15 protein-coding genes and 1 pseudogene are annotated in these 17639 nt (G+C 54.8%); 12 read left to right on the top strand and 4 right to left on the bottom strand.

The window, feature by feature from the left end:
• Positions 1-62: 62 nt before the first annotated feature.
• Genes P6287_RS00425 through alsE form a run of 4 tightly spaced genes read left to right on the top strand, consistent with a single transcriptional unit; the run spans position 63 to position 2822 of the window.
• Positions 63-506 carry a PTS sugar transporter subunit IIA gene (locus P6287_RS00425; protein WP_137384868.1) on the top strand — a complete coding sequence of 148 codons (444 nt, stop codon included), beginning with the start codon at positions 63-65 and terminating at the stop codon, positions 504-506.
• A 15-nt stretch (positions 507-521) separates the two neighbouring features.
• Positions 522-788: a PTS sugar transporter subunit IIB gene (locus tag P6287_RS00420; RefSeq protein WP_101763934.1), complete on the top strand. Its 267-nt coding sequence runs from the start codon at positions 522-524 to the stop codon at positions 786-788.
• Between the two features lie 43 nt (positions 789-831).
• A complete protein-coding gene (locus P6287_RS00415) occupies positions 832-2091 on the top strand; it encodes a PTS ascorbate transporter subunit IIC (protein ID WP_110867875.1) in 1260 nt (419 codons plus the stop codon).
• Between the two features lie 50 nt (positions 2092-2141).
• On the top strand, positions 2142-2822 hold the full coding sequence (gene alsE / locus P6287_RS00410; RefSeq protein ID WP_101763830.1) for a D-allulose 6-phosphate 3-epimerase: 681 nt from the start codon (positions 2142-2144) through the stop codon (positions 2820-2822).
• 77 nt (positions 2823-2899) lie between these two features.
• On the opposite strand, the gene P6287_RS00405 is transcribed toward alsE, so the two are convergent.
• Complete coding sequence (locus P6287_RS00405) at positions 2900-4240, bottom strand: aspartate aminotransferase family protein (protein ID WP_110867874.1); 1341 nt, start codon at positions 4238-4240, stop codon at positions 2900-2902.
• 174 nt (positions 4241-4414) lie between these two features.
• Between P6287_RS00405 and P6287_RS00400 the strand changes: the two genes are divergently transcribed.
• On the top strand, positions 4415-5191 hold the full coding sequence (locus tag P6287_RS00400; RefSeq protein WP_222234988.1) for a DeoR/GlpR family DNA-binding transcription regulator: 777 nt from the start codon (positions 4415-4417) through the stop codon (positions 5189-5191).
• On the opposite strand, the gene P6287_RS00395 is transcribed toward P6287_RS00400, so the two are convergent.
• Genes P6287_RS00395 through fdhD form a run of 3 tightly spaced genes read right to left on the bottom strand, consistent with a single transcriptional unit; the run spans position 5188 to position 7954 of the window.
• A complete protein-coding gene (locus P6287_RS00395) occupies positions 5188-5772 on the bottom strand; it encodes a retron system putative HNH endonuclease (RefSeq protein WP_271460933.1) in 585 nt (194 codons plus the stop codon). The genes P6287_RS00400 and P6287_RS00395 overlap by 4 nt on opposite strands.
• A gap of 12 nt (positions 5773-5784) precedes the next feature.
• A complete protein-coding gene (locus P6287_RS00390) occupies positions 5785-7134 on the bottom strand; it encodes an AAA family ATPase (protein WP_277974335.1) in 1350 nt (449 codons plus the stop codon).
• A 28-nt stretch (positions 7135-7162) separates the two neighbouring features.
• Positions 7163-7954 carry a formate dehydrogenase accessory sulfurtransferase FdhD gene (gene fdhD / locus P6287_RS00385; protein ID WP_271460935.1) on the bottom strand — a complete coding sequence of 264 codons (792 nt, stop codon included), beginning with the start codon at positions 7952-7954 and terminating at the stop codon, positions 7163-7165.
• Positions 7955-8126: 172 nt separating this feature from the next.
• Here fdhD and fdnG point away from each other — a divergent pair.
• The 7 genes and pseudogenes from fdnG to selB all read left to right on the top strand — a co-directional run bounded on the left by fdnG (position 8127) and on the right by selB (position 17620).
• Positions 8127-11175, top strand: a pseudogene (fdnG, locus tag P6287_RS00380) (formate dehydrogenase-N subunit alpha).
• An 11-nt stretch (positions 11176-11186) separates the two neighbouring features.
• Positions 11187-12086 carry a formate dehydrogenase subunit beta gene (gene fdxH / locus P6287_RS00375; RefSeq protein ID WP_277974334.1) on the top strand — a complete coding sequence of 300 codons (900 nt, stop codon included), beginning with the start codon at positions 11187-11189 and terminating at the stop codon, positions 12084-12086.
• Positions 12086-12727: a formate dehydrogenase cytochrome b556 subunit gene (fdoI, locus tag P6287_RS00370; protein ID WP_101763837.1), complete on the top strand. Its 642-nt coding sequence runs from the start codon at positions 12086-12088 to the stop codon at positions 12725-12727. The genes fdxH and fdoI overlap by 1 nt, the downstream gene beginning before the upstream one ends.
• On the top strand, positions 12727-13653 hold the full coding sequence (gene fdhE / locus P6287_RS00365) for a formate dehydrogenase accessory protein FdhE (RefSeq protein ID WP_277974333.1): 927 nt from the start codon (positions 12727-12729) through the stop codon (positions 13651-13653). Before fdoI ends, fdhE begins: the two co-directional genes overlap by 1 nt.
• A 117-nt stretch (positions 13654-13770) precedes the next feature.
• Entirely contained in the window at positions 13771-14382 is a 612-nt protein-coding gene (locus P6287_RS00360) for a glutathione S-transferase (RefSeq protein WP_277974332.1), read from the top strand.
• Between the two features lie 8 nt (positions 14383-14390).
• Positions 14391-15770 (top strand): L-seryl-tRNA(Sec) selenium transferase, encoded by a 1380-nt coding sequence (selA, locus tag P6287_RS00355; RefSeq protein WP_277974331.1) that lies wholly within the window; start codon positions 14391-14393, stop codon positions 15768-15770.
• Positions 15767-17620: a selenocysteine-specific translation elongation factor gene (gene selB / locus P6287_RS00350; protein WP_277974330.1), complete on the top strand. Its 1854-nt coding sequence runs from the start codon at positions 15767-15769 to the stop codon at positions 17618-17620. Before selA ends, selB begins: the two co-directional genes overlap by 4 nt.
• The last annotated feature ends 19 nt before the right edge of the window (positions 17621-17639 follow it).

Here is a 17639-nt window from a genome sequence, read left to right as displayed (position 1 = left end):
CAGAAAACCGCTGAGAAAATAACCTACATTGCACTCCATCGACGAATAAACAGGAATGACTGATGCTCACTCAATGGCTAACGCCGCAACATATTCGGGTAGTCGAGCAGGTTAGCGACTGGCAGGAAGCAGTGCGATTATCTGCCGAACCGCTGCTGGCCGCTGGGGCGATCAGCCCGGCTTATCTCGATGCTATCTTCACTTCGCATGCCGAACTCGGCCCTTACTACGTGCTGGCGCCGGGCCTGGCGATGCCGCACGCCCGCCCGGAACAAGGCGCGCGCAAAAACGGCCTGTCGTTGCTGCATGTGAAAAATGGCGTGAATTTTCAGGCCGATGAAAACGATCCGGTTTATGTGGTCATCATGCTGTGCGCGGTATCTGGTGACGATCACATTCAGATGATCACCGCCTTAGCGGACGTGTTCAGCGACGAATCCCGCCTGCAGCAGTTGCTGTCGGCTTCTACCCTGTCAGCGATTGAAGCTGTCATTGAAAATAAATAACCAGAGAACCCTATGATGAAAAAAGTCCTGATTGTGTGTGGAAATGGTTTAGGTAGCAGCTTTATTGTTGAAATGAACGTGAAGAAGATTGTGGCGGAATTAGGCAAAGAGGCAGAAGTGGGCCACACCGATTTAACCTCTGCGAAATCTGAACAGGCTGATTTAATCATTGCCGCAAAAGATATTGCTGACCAATTAGCCGGGCACAGCGCGAAAGTCGTTGGTCTGACAAACCTGCTGGATAATGCAAAGATTAAAGAAATTCTGGCTGAAAATATCTAATAACAGTTTATCCCGAAAAACTTTACTCACTATGGAGTAAGTTATGCTGCAGTTTATAATTAAGGATGTTCTTGGAACACCCGCTATACTTGTCGGCCTTTTTTCCCTGTTTGGTTTATTACTGCAAAAGAAACCGGTTTCTGATGTTATTTCCGGTACGCTTAAAACCATCATGGGTTTTGTTATTCTCATCGCCGGGGCCAATTTAATTGCGGCCACGCTGACCATCTTCAGTCAGCTGTTTGAGCACTCATTTAATATTCAGGGCGTAGTGCCAAATACGGATGCAATGGCCGCGCTGGCGCAGAAAAGTTACGGCACCGAAACCGCCATGATTATGGTGTTTGGTATGCTGGTGAACATCTTGCTGGCGCGCATTACCCCGTTGAAATACATCTTCCTGACCGGTCACCACACGCTGTATATGTCGGCGATGCTGGCGGTAATTCTGTCGGTAGGCGGCATTCACGGCTTCTGGCTGGTGCTGATTGGTTCGCTGATTCTCGGCACCATGATGGTGGTTTGCCCGGCGATTCTGCAGCCGTTCACCCGCAAAATTACCAACTCGGACGATCTGGCGCTCGGCCACTTTGGCTCAACCGGTTATCTGCTCTCCGCGTTAGTGGGCAAAATGGTCGGTAAAGGCAGCCCGTCGATTGAAGAGCTGAAGGTGCCAAAAACCCTCAACTTCCTGCGCGACTCATCGGTAGCGATTTCGCTGACCATGATGATTCTGTTTATCGCGCTGGTTCTGGTTGCCGGTAAAGAATTCACCGAAAGCATCAGTGGCGGCCAAAACTACATTGTGTTCGCCATCATTCAGTCGATCACCTTTGCTGCGGGCGTCTATATCATCCTTGCCGGTGTGCGCATGGTGATTGCCGAAATCGTGCCGGCCTTTAAAGGTATCGCCGATAAGCTGGTACCCAACGCCAAACCGGCGCTGGATTGCCCAACCGTGTTCCCGTTCGCGCCGAACGCGGTAATCATCGGCTTCCTGTCGAGCTTCTCCGCCGGCTTGATCAGCATGTTCCTGTGTCCGCTGTTTGGTCTAAGCGTTATTGTTCCGGGTCTGGTACCGCATTTCTTCTGCGGTGCGACCGCCGGCGTCTACGGCAATATCACTGGCGGACGTCGCGGCGCAGTGATCGGCGCCTTTGTGCAAGGCTTGCTGATCTCCTTCCTGCCAGCGATTCTGCTGCCGCTGATGGGCGACCTCGGCTTCGCTTCCACCACCTTCGGTGATGCCGACTTCGGCATTGTTGGTATTGTGCTCGGCCACATTATTTCGTTCTTCCATTGATGTCATCAACAGCGCCTGCGGGCGCTGTTGTTGTAATGAGGAAATAAGTTATGCAAGCCAAATTCTCCCCCTCCTTAATGTGCATGGATCTCACGCGTTTTCGCGAGCAGGTTGAAGCGATGAATAGCACCGCTGCCTTTTATCATGTCGATATTATGGATGGCAGCTATGTGAAGAATATTACGCTGTCGCCGTTCTTTATTGAGAACCTGCGTAAAATTACTGATGTACCAATTGATGTGCATTTAATGGTAAATCATCCGGAAGATATTATCCCAATGTGCATTGAGGCCGGCGCAGATATTATTAGCTTCCACCCGGAAACCGCTAATAACAAAATTTTCCGCCTGCTGACGCAAATTAAAGACGCAGGCCGTCGCTGCGGCGTGGTGTTAAATCCGGCCACACCGGCAGAAACTATTCGTGAATATGCGCACCTGCTGGATAAAGTCACGGTGATGTCAGTGGATCCGGGTTTCGCCGGGCAGACATTTATCCCGCAAACGCTGAATAAGATTCGCCAGTTAATCGCCATGCGCGAAGAGCACGGTTATCACTATCTGACCGAAATTGATGGTTCATGCAATGCGCGCACCTTCCGGCAGATTGCTGCTTCAGGCGTGGATGTGTTTATTGTGGGCACGTCAGGTTTGTTTAATCTGGATGACGATGTCGCGCAGGCGTGGCAGAAGATGGAGAGCATTTTCGCCGAGGAAACCGCAGCTGCGTAAACCTGCACATATCGTAGCGGCGCAATTTATTGCGCGATAAATCGCGCCGCGACAAAATGTGCACAATCAATGATCTGTTAACGCCCCAGCTCACTCAGCGATTTATCCAGCGCGCCCACCAGCCAATCGATATCCGCTTCCTGGAACGCCAACGGCGGACGCAACTTCAGCACGTTGCCGTAAGGTCCCGCCACTGACGTCAACACGCGGTGTTCGCGCAGTTTCTCGATCAAATCCAGCGCCAGCGCTTTATCCGGCGTTTTACTGGCGCGATCCTGCACCAGTTCGAAACCAATAAACAGGCCCGCACCGCGCACGTCGCCGATCGACTCGTGACGATCCATTAGTTTCTGCAGTTCACTCAACAGCCTGGCGCCCACCACGCGGCTGTGCTCCTGCAAGCCCTCTTCTTTAATTACCGTCAGCACCGCTTGCGCGGCGGCCATCGCCACCGGATTACCGCCAAAGGTGTTGAAGTAAGGAATCTCGTCACTAAATGCCGCTAGCACATCGCTTTTCGCCAGCAAACCTGAAACCGGAATGCCGTTGCCCATTGGCTTGCCGGTGGTGATCACATCAGGCACCACGCCGTGACGCGCAAAGCCCCAGAACGCATCGCCGGTACGACCAAAGCCCGGCTGCACTTCATCGGCAATGAAAATCCCGCCGTTGGCATGCACCACATCGACCGCTTTTTGCAGGAAGCCGCGCGGGTTCGGCAATACGCCATCGGATGAGAAGATTGAGTCAGCGAGGAAGCCGGCAAACTTGATGCCGTGCGCTTTCATATCGTCAATCTGCTGCTGGATTTCATTGGCAAACCACTCGCCGAGATCGGGCGCATTCACGCGATAGGCATCCGGCGGTGAAACCAGACGCGTGGTTGCCGCCAACGGCTGTCCGCTGCCGAGGGCGGGCGACACACCTGACGTGAGATCGCTGGTGCCGTGATACGCCTCCTGCGACACGATAATGCCGGTGCCGCCGCTGAAAGCCCGCGCCACGCGGATCGCCAAATCGTTGGCTTCCGAACCGGTACACATATACATGGCGCGATCAATGGCATCTGGCGTGGTCGCCAGCAGCTCTTCGGTGTAATCGAGAATGCGTTCGTGCAGATAGCGCGTGTGGGTGTTCAGCATCTTCATCTGCTGATTCACCGCCTCAATCACCGCCGGATGGCAGTGACCAATGCTCGCCACGTTATTGTACACATCAAGATATTTATCACCGGCGGCATCCCACACATACTGCCCTTCGCCGCGCACTAAATGCACTGGCTTGCGGTAAAACAGGCGATACGACTCGCCCAACACTTTGCTGCGCTTGTCGGTTAGCTTGCGGGTTGCCGCATCCAGTCCGTCGGCGTGCTCAGCACGAAAACTGTTGGTATCCATGATGGTAGAACGTGTAGCCATGGTAACTCCCGTTGCGAAGGTGAAAGGGGTGCATGCGAAATCGCCGTTTGCCAATATCATGCCTGCTTTGGCGACAAATGCAACCAAATACACAAATACAACCAAATACACATGACGGCGCAATGACACTCAGGTAAGCTTAGGCCCAGGTTGAACACGCCACAGGGAAAAGTCATGCTGCAGGAAACCCGCTTACACCGCATTCGCGCGCTGCTGACCACGCAACATCAGCTCAGCACCGAACGCATCATCAATGAGCTTGGCATCTCGCGCGAAACCGCGCGGCGCGACATTATTGAGCTGGAAGCGCAGGGATTGGCGCGGCGGGTGCATGGCGGTTTGGTCGCCGTCGATAGCCAGCCAGAGCCGCCGCTGCAGGTGCGCCGTAACGCGCAGGCGAAAGAGAAACGCGCAATTGCGGTTGCTGCCGCGCAACATCTCCAGCCCGGCCAAACGCTGTTCCTTGACGCCGGCACCACCACCACCATGCTGGCCGAACAACTGCGCACCATGTCGGGTTTAACCATCATCACTAACAGCCTGCAGGCCGCGCTGGCGCTGAGCGCAGCGGAAGAGCATGAGACGCTGAATAATCAGGTGATTTTAATTGGCGGCATGATGATGGCGGGCGCGCAGCAAACGCGCGGGGAGATGACGATTGGGGAAATTTATCGTTATCGCGCCGATGTCGCGTTGCTTTCGCCGGTCGGCATCGATGCGAAAAACGGTGCCAGCAGTTTTCATCCCCACGAAGCGGCGATTGCCCGCGCCATGGTGCAGCAGGCAAACCGCACCATTTTACTGGCGGATCACAGCAAACTCGGCGTGATGAGCCGCACCGTTTATGCAGCGATTGCGGAAATCGATCTGCTGATCTGCGACAGCGGCGCGGCAAAACCCGGCGCGCTGACGGCGCTGCAACAGGCGCTGCCGCAGGTGCAGGTGGTTTAACCGATGAGAAAATAGCGGTAAGCAAACTCATGTAACGATGTTTCATCGCCCATTGCATGCCAGACGCGAAACTGGCGTAAACGTTCTTTTTTGCGCACCGGTAAATTAAGTCCATAAATTTCAAGCGTAACTGCGGCGGCCTTTTGGAACTCAGCTGAACATTCCGGTGCTACCTCAATTTCACCATTGTCATAATTACAGATGAAGTAATCTTCAAATTGATAATCAGGACGATCAGGTTTAATTAAAACTTCATCAAATTTTTCACGCTTTTGGCTCTGACACATATCGCAGCATGGAAACAAATTTTCCCAATGAAATGCCAAAGCCGGATACTGGCTTTTCGGTCTGAAATGCTCCAGTGTTTCCCGGCTTTCACTACCAATGAAACCATCACAAAATGCACAATGGTGATGCGTCATTACTAATAACTCTCGACGCACTGCTTGATAACAAGTGATAGAAAACCAGCGGAATGTTGCTGCCGGATTCCCCTCACGCGCTGAAATATAGCGATCGGTCCACTCAGGATAATGCATTTTAAGACATGGCGGCCATGGTCCTCGATATGATTTGAACATTCCCTGTTCTCCTTACTTTTTTGAACGGCGTGCTATTTGTCGTAACTCCATCTCAATAATGGTTTCTAATTCTTCACCGCGCTCACGTATAGTTTGCGCCAAATCCATTAATTCACTGTCATCAGTAGGATTCTGCAAATAGCGATTACGAACCTTTTTGAATGATTTCAAGAGTTGTTCAGTTTCGACATCGAAACGTTCGTCGACATCAAAAATCTCTTCAAGAATAAGTTGAATACTTTTTCCTGCTCCGGATTCAGTAGGTACGATCTGATCCTGCATAGAAGCATCCCGCATCACATTGCGCTGTGGATCAGGCAGACGATAAACCCACGCATCCTCTACCGAACCAACGACAAAAGGCGAATGCGTTGATACAAAAACCTGGGAGTTGGGTAACAACTTTTGGATTGCGGGTAAAATGCGACGTTGCCATTTAGGGTGTAAATGAATATCTATTTCGTCGAGAAATAGTATTAGAGGCTGAGAGAATATGTCTTTTTTTTCTTCGAATTTAAGATATTCTAATCTTATAGCCAAATCACATACCCAACCAATAATTGATTTTAGTCCCTCAGGCAAAGAATCAAAAGCCATACATTTATCATCAATATTGAAAACAATCGACAATGGACTTCTACTTAGCTTAAAATCAATTTTAATGCCACTCAAGTTAAATATAAAAGCCTTTATCTTCCCAAGAGACTCTTGATATTTATTTGCCTCTTCATCTTCTTGTTCTATTTTAGCCAATGCATATTTAGTTAAGTTATTAGCAATCCATTGAGCAATAACATCCGAACGGATTGTTTTGTAAAATGATAAAGCATTTTCAAAAGGAGAATAATCAATTTCCTTAATTGAATCAAAAACGAATTCATCTTGATGGCTGGTATTTCCAGAGTAAGCAAATGCAGCAAATTGGAAATCTGTATCATTGAGCATTCTTTCTATATCAAAATAGTATGCATAGTTTTTTATTAAATCTCTAAAATTTTTGTCTCCATAATAATGTGTTTTCCCAACAGGATTAATTAAATAGTCTTGATCAATAAACAAACTTGTATCAATTTTGTTCACACAATAAAACCCATGACCGTTTCCAAATTTAAAATCTACTAAGCTGTAACCATTTAAAAACCTTTTAGATATGGGATGTTTATTGCTAAAGGGATCAAATATCGCAGCTAATGCATATAAAACCGTACTTTTCCCACAGCCATTCGGCCCGGTAAAAATGTGGATCTCGGCTTTTTCTCCGTCACGCAGTTCACTTTGAATCGGCGGAAAATCAAAATGCGTGTGCTCAAACACTCCGATGTCTTTGAGTGTGACACTTTCAATGCGATAAGGCTGGCGCATGATTACTTCCTTGTGCTGAAGGAAAAAATTAAAACAAACGCCGCGAGTGGCTGTAAACCGTGGCGCGTCCCGGCTTACTAAACCCGATTAGAGTTAAATTGCAACGTTCGGCTACCTCAACTGCGAGCTGTGTCGCAGCTGACACCGCGAACAGAATCTCCACGCCGCACATGGCGGATTTCTGCACCATCTCATAGCTGGCGCGACTGGAAACCAGCACCGCGCCCTGCTGCCACGGCTGCTGGCTGCGATTCCCCAGCAGTTTATCCAGCGCCACATGGCGACCGACATCTTCATACCCGCCCTGCAATTCGCCTTGCGGTGACATCCACGCCGCCGCGTGCGTGCAGCCGGTGAGGTTGCCGATCGGCTGGTAGTCGCGCAGCTGCGCCAGGCCTTTATCCAGATTGGCTAAATCAAAGGTTTGGCTGAACGGCAGCGGCTGTAATGGCTTACCGATTTGATCAAGTTGCTCCACGCCACACACGCCGCAGCCGGTACGGCCAGCCATGGCGCGGCGCTGCTCTTTCAGCGCCATAAAGCGGCGGCTGGAGAGTTCAATCTGTACTTCAATGCCATTACAGCCCGGAACCACATCGATACCGTAGATTTCATCCGGGCGCGCAATAATGCCTTCCGAGAGCGAGAAACCTATCGCAAAAGCTTCCAAATCATTGGGTGTCGCCATCATCACAACGTGCGAAATGCCGTTATAGACCAGCGCTACCGGTACTTCCTGCGCCAGCCAGTCTGTTTCCGCAAGGCTGATATCACGCCGCTGATGCACCTGCGCCTGCACCGCACCTGAGATCTTATTCACATTAATGTGACTTTCCTGCTCATTCTCTGTCACTTTTTTCGCCTCACATAACAACCTTACTAAAGTAGTGGTAATATTAGGTCGCTATTGCCGCAATATTCGTCGGGTTATTGTGACGCCCGATTCACTGCACTGCAAAAGTAAAAAATCATTCATGTTGAAAGGATAATCCATGAACGTCAGCCGAAGAAAATTCTTCAAGGTCTGTGCTGGCGGTATGGCAGGGACAACGGCAGCACTGCTTGGCTTTGCGCCAGAGGTAGCGCTGGCGGAAACGCGACAGTATAAACTGCTGCGCGCACGCGAAACCCGTAACACCTGCACTTACTGCTCAGTTGGCTGTGGCTTGTTAATGTACAGCCTCGGTGACGGCGCGAAAAACGCCAAAGAGACCATTTTCCATATCGAAGGGGATCCGGATCATCCGGTGAGCCGCGGCGCATTGTGCCCGAAAGGCGCAGGCCTGCTCGACTTCATCCACAGTGAAAGTCGCCTGCAATACCCGGAATACCGCGCGCCAGGCTCCGATAAATGGCAGCGCATTAGCTGGGACGATGCCTTTGATCGCATCGCCAGGCTAATGAAAGCGGACCGCGACGCTAACTTCGTGGCGCAAAACGCTGCGGGCGTGACGGTAAAACCGTTGGCTCTCCACCGGCATGCTGTGTGCTTCCGCATCCAGCAACGAAACCGGCTATTTAACCCAGAAATTTACCCGATCGCTCGGCATGTTAGCGGTCGACAACCAGGCACGCGTATGACACGGACCAACGGTAGCAAGTCTTGCTCCAACATTTGGTCGCGGTGCGATGACCAATCACTGGGTCGACATCCGTAATGCCAATCTGATCGTTGTGATGGGCGGGAACGCCGCTGAAGCGCATCCGGTGGGATTCCGCTGGGCGATGGAAGCCAAGATTCACAACAAAGCCAAACTGATTGTTATCGATCCGCGCTTCACGCGAACCGCATCGGTAGCCGATTTCTATACGCCGATTCGTTCGGGCACCGACATCACTTTCCTGTCGGGCGTACTGCTGTGGCTGCTGCAAAACGACAAAATCCAGCATGAATATGTGCAGGCGTACACCAATGCCAGCCTGATCGTGCGCGAGGATTATCATTTTGAAGATGGCCTGTTCAGCGGCTACGACGAAGAGAATCGCAAATACGACAAAACCAGCTGGAACTACGAACTGGACGCCGACGGCTTCGCCAAACGCGACGCCACGCTCACGCATCCGCGCTGCGTATGGAACCTGCTGAAGCAGCACGTTAGCCGTTACACGCCAGAAATTGTTGAACGCATCTGCGGCACGCCAAAAGCGGACTTCTTGCACGTGTGTGAACTGATTGGCGAAACCAGCGCGCGCGATCGCACCACTTCGTTCCTGTATGCGCTCGGCTGGACGCAGCACTCGGTCGGTGCGCAGAATATCCGCACCATGGCGATGATTCAGCTGCTGCTCGGCAACATGGGCATGATTGGCGGCGGCATCAATGCGCTGCGCGGCCACTCGAATATTCAGGGGCTGACCGATCTCGGTTTGCTGTCGCAAAGTTTGCCGGGTTACATGACTTTGCCGTCGGGAAAAACACACCGATCTGCAGAGTTATCTTGCTGCCAACACGCCGAAAGCGCTGCTGCCGGGCCAGGTAAACTACTGGAGCAACTACCCGAAATTCTTTGTCAGCCAGATGAAAGCCTTCTTCGGCGACAAAGCCCAGGCGGAAAACAGCTGGGGCTTCGACTGGTTGCCGAAGTGGGATAAAGGTTACGACGTGCTGCAGTACTTCGAGATGATGTCGCAAGGCAAGGTCAACGGCTATCTGTGCCAGGGCTTCAACCCGGTGGCATCGTTCCCGAACAAGCGCAAAGTGATTGATTCACTGTCGAAGCTGAAGTTCCTTGTCACCATCGACCCGCTCAACACCGAAACTGCCACCTTCTGGGAGAATCACGACGAGTTTAACGATGTTGATCCATCAAAAATTCAGACCGAAGTGTTCCGTTTGCCCTCCACCTGTTTCGCCGAAGAGAACGGTTCAATCGTTAACTCCGGCCGCTGGCTGCAGTGGCACTGGAAAGGTCAGGATGCACCGGGCGAAGCGCTGAATGACGGCGAGATTCTTTCCGGCATCTATTCACGCCTGCGCAAAATGTACGCCAGTGAGGGCGGCGCATTGCCTGAGCAAGTGCTGAACATGAGCTGGAACTACCTGACGCCAGAAAATCCTGCGCCGGAAGAAGTGGCGATGGAGAACAACGGCAAAGCGCTGGCGGATGTATACGATGACAAAGGCACGCTGCTGGTGAAAAAAGGCCAACAGCTCAGTACCTTTGCCCATCTGAAAGATGACGGCAGCACCAGCAGCGGATGCTGGATTTTCGCCGGCAGCTGGACGCCGGACGGCAACCAGATGGCGCGCCGCGACAACACCGATCCTACCGGTTTGGGCAATACGCTGAACTGGAGCTGGGCGTGGCCGCTCAACCGCCGCATTCTCTACAACCGCGCCTCGGCTGATCCGCAAGGCAATCCGTGGGATCCGAAACGTCAGATCCTGAAGTGGGATGGCAGCAAATGGGGGGGCATGGATGTGCCGGACTACAGCGCCGCCGCACCCGGCAGCGATGTCGGGCCGTTCATCATGCAGCCGGAAGGCATGGGCCGCCTGTTTGCGCTCGATAAAATGGCCGAAGGTCCGTTCCCGGAACACTACGAGCCGTTTGAAACGCCAATCGGCACCAACCCGCTGCATCCGAACGTGGTATCCAACCCGGCGGCGCGCGTGTTCAGGACGATTTGGCATCGATGGGCCAGGCGGAGCAGTTCCCGTATGTCGGCACCACTTATCGTCTCACCGAGCATTTCCATTACTGGACCAAACACGCGCGGCTCAATGCCATCGCGCAGCCGGAACAGTTTATTGAAATCGGCGAGAAACTGGCCAACAAGCTCGGCATCGCGCAGGGCGACACGGTGAAAGTGAGCTCCAATCGCGGCTACATCAAAGCCAAAGCGGTGGTCACTAAGCGCATCCGTCCACTCAACGTCGACGGCAAAATCGTCGATACCATCGGCATTCCGATTCACTGGGGTTATCAGGGCGTGGCGAAAAAAGGCTTTATCGCTAATACCCTGACGCCGTTTGTCGGTGATGCCAACACGCAGACGCCAGAATTTAAAGCGTTCCTGGTCAACGTCGAGAAGGTGTAAGGAGAACGAATATGGCTTATCAATCTCAAGACATTATCCGCCGCTCCGCCACCAATGGACTCACGCCTGCCCCGCAGGCACGTAACCATCAGCAGGAAGTGGCGAAACTGATCGACGTGACCACCTGCATCGGCTGCAAAGCGTGTCAGGTGGCGTGCTCGGAGTGGAACGATATCCGCGATGAAGTGGGACATAACGTTGGGGTGTACGACAATCCCGCCGATTTGACCGCCAAATCCTGGACGGTGATGCGCTTCTCAGAAGTGGAGGAGAACGGCAAGTTAGAGTGGCTGATCCGCAAGGATGGCTGCATGCACTGCGCCGATCCCGGCTGCCTGAAAGCCTGCCCATCTGAAGGCGCGATTATTCAGTACGCCAACGGCATCGTCGATTTTCAGTCAGAACAGTGCATTGGCTGCGGCTACTGCATTGCGGGCTGTCCGTTCGATGTGCCGCGTCTGAATAAAGAGGACAACCGCGTGTATAAATGCACGCTGTGCGTCGATCGTGTCAATGTCGGTCAGGAACCGGCGTGCGTGAAAACCTGCCCGACCGGCGCGATTCACTTCGGCAGCAAAAGCGATATGCAGGCGCTGGCCGGTGAACGCGTGGCCGAGCTCAACACGCGCGGCTATGCCAACGCCGGCTTGTACGATCCGGAAGGCGTCGGCGGTACGCACGTGATGTACGTGCTGCACCACGCCAACAAACCGCAGCTCTATCACGGTTTGCCGGATAATCCGAGCATCAGCCCGGCGGTAACGTTCTGGAAAGGGACCTGGAAACCGCTGGCGGCGATCGGTTTTGCCGCTACCTTTGCTGCATCCGTGTTCCACTACGTTGGCGTAGGGCCAAACCGCGTGGAAGAGGATGAGGACGAGAATCTGCACGAAAAAGAGGAGCGCGAATAATGAAAAAACGCGATCGTCTGGTGCGCTACAGCGCACCGGAACGCATCAATCACTGGATTGTGGCGTTCTGTTTTGTGCTCGCCGCGCTGAGCGGACTGGGTTTCTTTTTCCCGTCGTTTAACTGGCTGATGCACGTGCTCGGCACGCCGCAGTTGGCGCGTATCCTGCATCCGTTTGTTGGCACGGTGATGTTTGCCGCCTTTATCATCATGTTCTTACGCTATTGGAAACATAATCTGATCAATCGCGAAGACCTGGTTTGGGCGAAAAACATCCACAAAATCGTGCAAAACGAAGAGGTCGGCGATACCGGCAAATACAACTTCGGGCAGAAGTGTGTGTTCTGGGCTGCTATCATCAGCTTAGTCTTGCTGCTGGTGAGCGGAATTGTTATCTGGCGCCCGTACTTTGCCGGTGCCTTTACTATTCCGCTGATTCGCATCGCGCTAGTTGTGCATTCGGTCTCAGCTGTGGCGCTGATCGTGGTGATTATGGTGCACATTTACGCCGCGTTGTGGGTAAAAGGCACCATTACCGCCATGGTTGAGGGCTGGGTTCCGGCCGCGTGGGCGAAGAAACATCACCCACGCTGGTATCGCGAGCAGCGCCAACGCCAAACACAACAGGAAAAACGTCCCTGATGAGTATTCGCATCATCCCGCAGGACCAGCTGGAGAAAAGCGAAAAGCACACGGCGGAGCACGTTCCGCCGTTACTTTTCCCCCGGCTGAAAAATCTGTATAGCCGCCGTGCGGCACGTTTGCGCGACCTGGCCGCGAAGAATCCGCTGGGTGATTACCTGCGCTTTGCTGCGGTGATCGCCGAGGCGCAGGAGATCGTGCTGTATGACCATCCGCTACAGCTTGATCTGCAGCAGCGGCTGACGCAGAGCGCCGAGCAGGGCAAACCGCCGCTCGATATCCACACCTATCCGCGCGATGCGCACTGGCAGCGTTTGCTGCATTCGCTGATCGCCGAGCTGAAGCCAGAGATGAGCGGCCAGGCGCTGGCAGTGCTGGAGAATCTGGAAAAATCCTCCACTACCGAACTGGAAAATCTGGCGCATGCGCTGCTGGAAGGCGATTTCGCGCAGGTGAGCAGCGACAAATCGCCGTTCATCTGGGCGGCGTTGTCGATTTACTGGGCGCAGATGGCAGCATTAATTCCCGGCAAAGCGCGTGCGGAATACGGTGAGCATCGCCAGTTCTGTCCGGTATGCGCCAGCGTGCCGGTCACCAGCGTGGTGCACATGAGCGTGGGTCAGCAAGGGCTGCGCTATCTGCACTGCAATCTGTGTGAAAGCGAATGGTATGTAGTGCGCAGCAAGTGCTCCAACTGTGAACAAACCGGCGATCTGCATTACTGGTCGCTGGACAGCGAAAAAGCGGCGGTGAAAGCAGAGAGCTGCGGCGATTGCGGTACCTACCTGAAGATGTTGTATCAGGAGAAGGATCCCGCCGTGGAGCCGGTGGCCGATGATTTGGCTTCGCTGGTGCTGGATGCCCGCATGGAGCAAGAAGGATTCGCCCGCAGCAGTCTGAATCCGTTTATGTTCCCCGGCGATTAGCTTTTCCCATGTTTCTGCGGTCCGTAGCGGCGCGATTTATCGCGCATTGTGCCAGGGCGCCGCCAGGGATATGTGCGGTTTGTTATCGCGTATTTTCATTCAACACGGAGGCGCACGATGAAACTGATTGGCAGCTACACCAGCCCTTTTGTCCGCAAAATATCAGTGATATTGCTGGAAAAAGGCCTGGTTTTCGAATTCGTTAATCACTCTCCGTGGATCGATGACAGCGATGTACCGCAGTACAATCCGCTGGGCAAAGTACCGGCGCTGATTGACGACAACCAGCTCACCTGGTTCGACTCTTCAATCATCGCGCAAGTCATTGAACTGCGCGGCGATGCGCCTGCGCTGCTGCCCGATGATGCGCTGCATGCGTTGCACATCCGTCAGCTGGAAAAACTGGCCGACGGCATTAACGATGCGGCGGTGATGATCGTGCGCGAGCAGATGCGTCCCGGCGATCAGCAATCTGAAGAGGTGCTGCTGCGCAACCGTGACAAAATCCAACGCGGCCTCGATGCGCTAGAAACCGTCGCCGCCCAAGGCGAATGGCTCAATAGCGGCACGCTCAATCTGGCCGATATCGCCACCGGCTGCATGATTGGTTACCTCAACTTCCGCCTCGTGCTGCCAAACTGGTGCGTAAATCGCCCGGCGCTGGTGAAGCTGGCCGAAAACCTGTTTGCGCGCGAAAGCTTTGCCCGCACCGTTCCGCCCTCTCTGTAAGTCTCCCGATGAAAACCCTGTACAGTCAATTACCTGCTATCGACAGCCTGCTGCGCGATCCCGCGCTGCAGCCGCTGCTGGCGCATCACGGAACCGCCTTCGCCACGCGCCAGCTGCGCAGCATGCAGCAGGAAGCGCGCGACCACATTCAGCAGCACCAAACCTTGCCAGAGTGGCACCTGAACTGGCCGGATGAAGCGCTGCGCCGCAGCCAGCAACAGCAGCAAAGTGCGCTGCGTCCGGTGTTCAATCTCACCGGCACCGTGCTGCACACCAATCTTGGCCGCGCACAGCTGAGCGATCGCGCTATCGACGCGGTGGTGAATTGCCTGCGTCAGCCGGTCACGCTGGAATACGCGCTGGATGATGCGGCGCGCGGCCACCGCGATCGTGCGGTTAGCGCGCTGCTGTGCGAGTTAACCGGCGCGGAAGCGGCCTGTATCGTTAACAACAATGCCGCCGCCGTGTTATTGATGCTGGCCGCGTTAGCGCCGGGGCGCGAAGTGATTGTCTCGCGCGGCGAGCTGGTGGAAATTGGCGGCGCCTTCCGCATTCCTGACGTGATGCGCCAGGCGGGCTGCAAACTGGTGGAAGTGGGCACCACCAACCGCACACACCTGAAAGATTATCGCGCCGCCATCGCGGAAAACAGCGGCCTGCTGATGAAGGTGCACACCAGCAATTATCAGATTCAGGGCTTTACCCATGCGGTAACGGAAGCGGAACTGGTTGAGCTGGGTGACGCTTATCAATTGCCGGTAATCACCGACCTTGGCAGCGGATCGCTGATCGATATGACCGAATTTGGTCTGCCGGCTGAACCGATGCCGCAGCAGCTGATCGCCGCAGGCGTCAGTCTGGTAAGTTTCTCCGGCGACAAACTGCTCGGCGGTCCGCAGGCGGGGATTATCGTCGGCAAGCAGACGCTGATTGATCAGCTCCAGTCGCATCCGCTGAAACGCGCGCTGCGCGTCGACAAAATGACGCTCGCGGCGCTGGAAGCCACGCTAAAGCTCTATCGTCAGCCGGAAACGCTGCGTGAAGCCCTGCCGACGCTGCGGCTGCTCACTCGTCCAGCGCAGGATATTCAGCAACAAGCTGAACGATTGCTGCCCGCGTTACAACAGATTTATGGAGAGGATTTTTCGCTGGCGATTGCGCCCTGTTCATCCCAAATCGGCAGCGGATCGCTACCAGTTGAACGTATTCCCAGTTTCGCTATCACCTTTGCGCCGAGCGATGGGCGCGGTAGCCAGCTCGTCAATTTGTCACAGCATTGGCGCAGCTTAGCGCGCCCGGTGATTGGCCGCATTCAGGAAGGCAAACTGTGGCTGGATTTGCGCTGCCTTGATGATGAAAGCGCGCTGATTCAGGCCTTAGCGTCATGATTATTGCCACCGCTGGACACGTCGATCACGGCAAAACCGCGCTGCTACAGGCATTAACCGGCGTGGATGCCGATCGCCTGCCGGAAGAGAAACGGCGCGGCATGACCATCGATCTCGGCTACGCGTACTGGCCGCAGCCGGATGGTCGCGTGCTCGGCTTTATTGATGTGCCAGGCCACGAGAAATTTCTCGCCAATATGCTGGCGGGCATTGGCGGCATTCATCATGCGCTGCTGGTGGTGGCCTGCGACGATGGCGTGATGCCGCAAACCCGCGAACATTTGCAATTGCTGAGCCTGGCCGGACAGCCGCCGCTCAGCGTGGCGCTGACCAAAGCCGATCGCGTGGATGAAACGCGCATCGCGGAAGTCCAGCGGCAGGTGGCGCAGCTCACGCAGCAACTCGGCTGGCCGGCGGTGCCGCAATTTGTTACCAGCAGCCACACCCAGCAAGGCATCGACGCGCTGCGCCAGCATCTCAGCACGCTGGCGGAACCGGCCTTCGACTCTCGTTACCGTTTCCGTCTCGCTATCGATCGCGCCTTCACGCTGAAAGGCAGCGGATTGGTGGTCACCGGCACCGCACTGTCGGGCGAAGTGAACGTCGGCGATACTCTTTGGCTTAGCAGCCTGAATCTGCCGCTGCGCGTGCGCGCGCTGCATGCGCAGAACCAATCGGTGACGCGCGCGCAAGCCGGTGAACGTATCGCATTGAATATCGTCGGCGATGTGGAAAAAGCGCAGATCGCGCGCGGCGACTGGCTGCTGTCACAGGCCAGAGCGGAAGGCACCACGCGCTTAACCGTGGCGCTGCGCTTGCTGCAGCCGCTGAAGAGCGCGTCGCAGCCGATTCATCTCCACCACGCCGCCAGCCACGTCACTGGACGCATTACGCTGCTGGCGGATGATGTCGCGGAACTGGTGCTGAACCAACCGCTGTGGCTGGCCGAGAACGATCGGCTGATTATCCGCGACAGCAACGCACAGCACACGCTGGGCGGCGCGCGCGTGCTGCTGCTCAACAGTAAAAAGCGCGGCAAACGTCAGGCGGAGTATCTTGCCTGGCTGCAGCAGCTGGCCGCCGCACAAGATGATGACGCCAGCCTGCAGGCGCATCTGGCCTATCAACCGACAGAACGGCGTGACCTGGCGTGGGCGCGCCAGCTTACCGAGCCCGCGCTGGATGCACTGATCGAGCATGCAGCACCGGTGCAGCTTGATAACGCGCTGATGAGTGCCGCGCAGGCAGCACAATGGCGGCAAAAGCTGCTGGAATCACTGGCGCATTTTCATCAGCAGCATCCCGAGATGCCGGGCATCGGCCACGATCGTTTGCGTCGTGTGGCAATGCCGCATCAGCCTGCGGAATGGGTGTTAGCGCTGATTGATCAACTGCTGGCGCAAGGTCAGCTACAACAGCGACAAGGCTGGCTGCATCTGCCCGACTTCGAACCGCGCTTTAATCCGCAGGAAGAAGCTCTTTGGCAGCAGGTCGGCCCGCTGTTTGGCGATCAGCCGCTGTGGGTGCGCGATATCGCGCTGGCGCTGCAGCAGGATGAACAGGCGATTCGCTCGCTGCTGCTCACTGCTGCGCGGCTCGGACATATCACCGCGATCGTACGCGATCGCTACTATCGCAGCGACCAGATCCAGATCTTCGCCGATCTGATTCGCCAACGTGCCGCGCAAGAGGGCAGCACCAGCGCCGCCGACTTCCGCAACCAGCTTGGCACCGGGCGCAAAGTGGCGATACAGATTCTGGAATTCTTCGACCGCAGCGGCTTCACCCGCCGCCGTGGTAACGATCATCTGTTGCGCGACGACCGCCTGTTTCCCGTCTCATCTGCCTAAAATCTCTCGCGTTGCCTCG

It is taken from the genome of Pantoea sp. X85 (assembly GCF_029623675.1).
GTDB lineage: Bacteria > Pseudomonadota > Gammaproteobacteria > Enterobacterales > Enterobacteriaceae > Pantoea > Pantoea leporis.
This window is presented reverse-complemented; position numbering and strand designations above follow the sequence as displayed.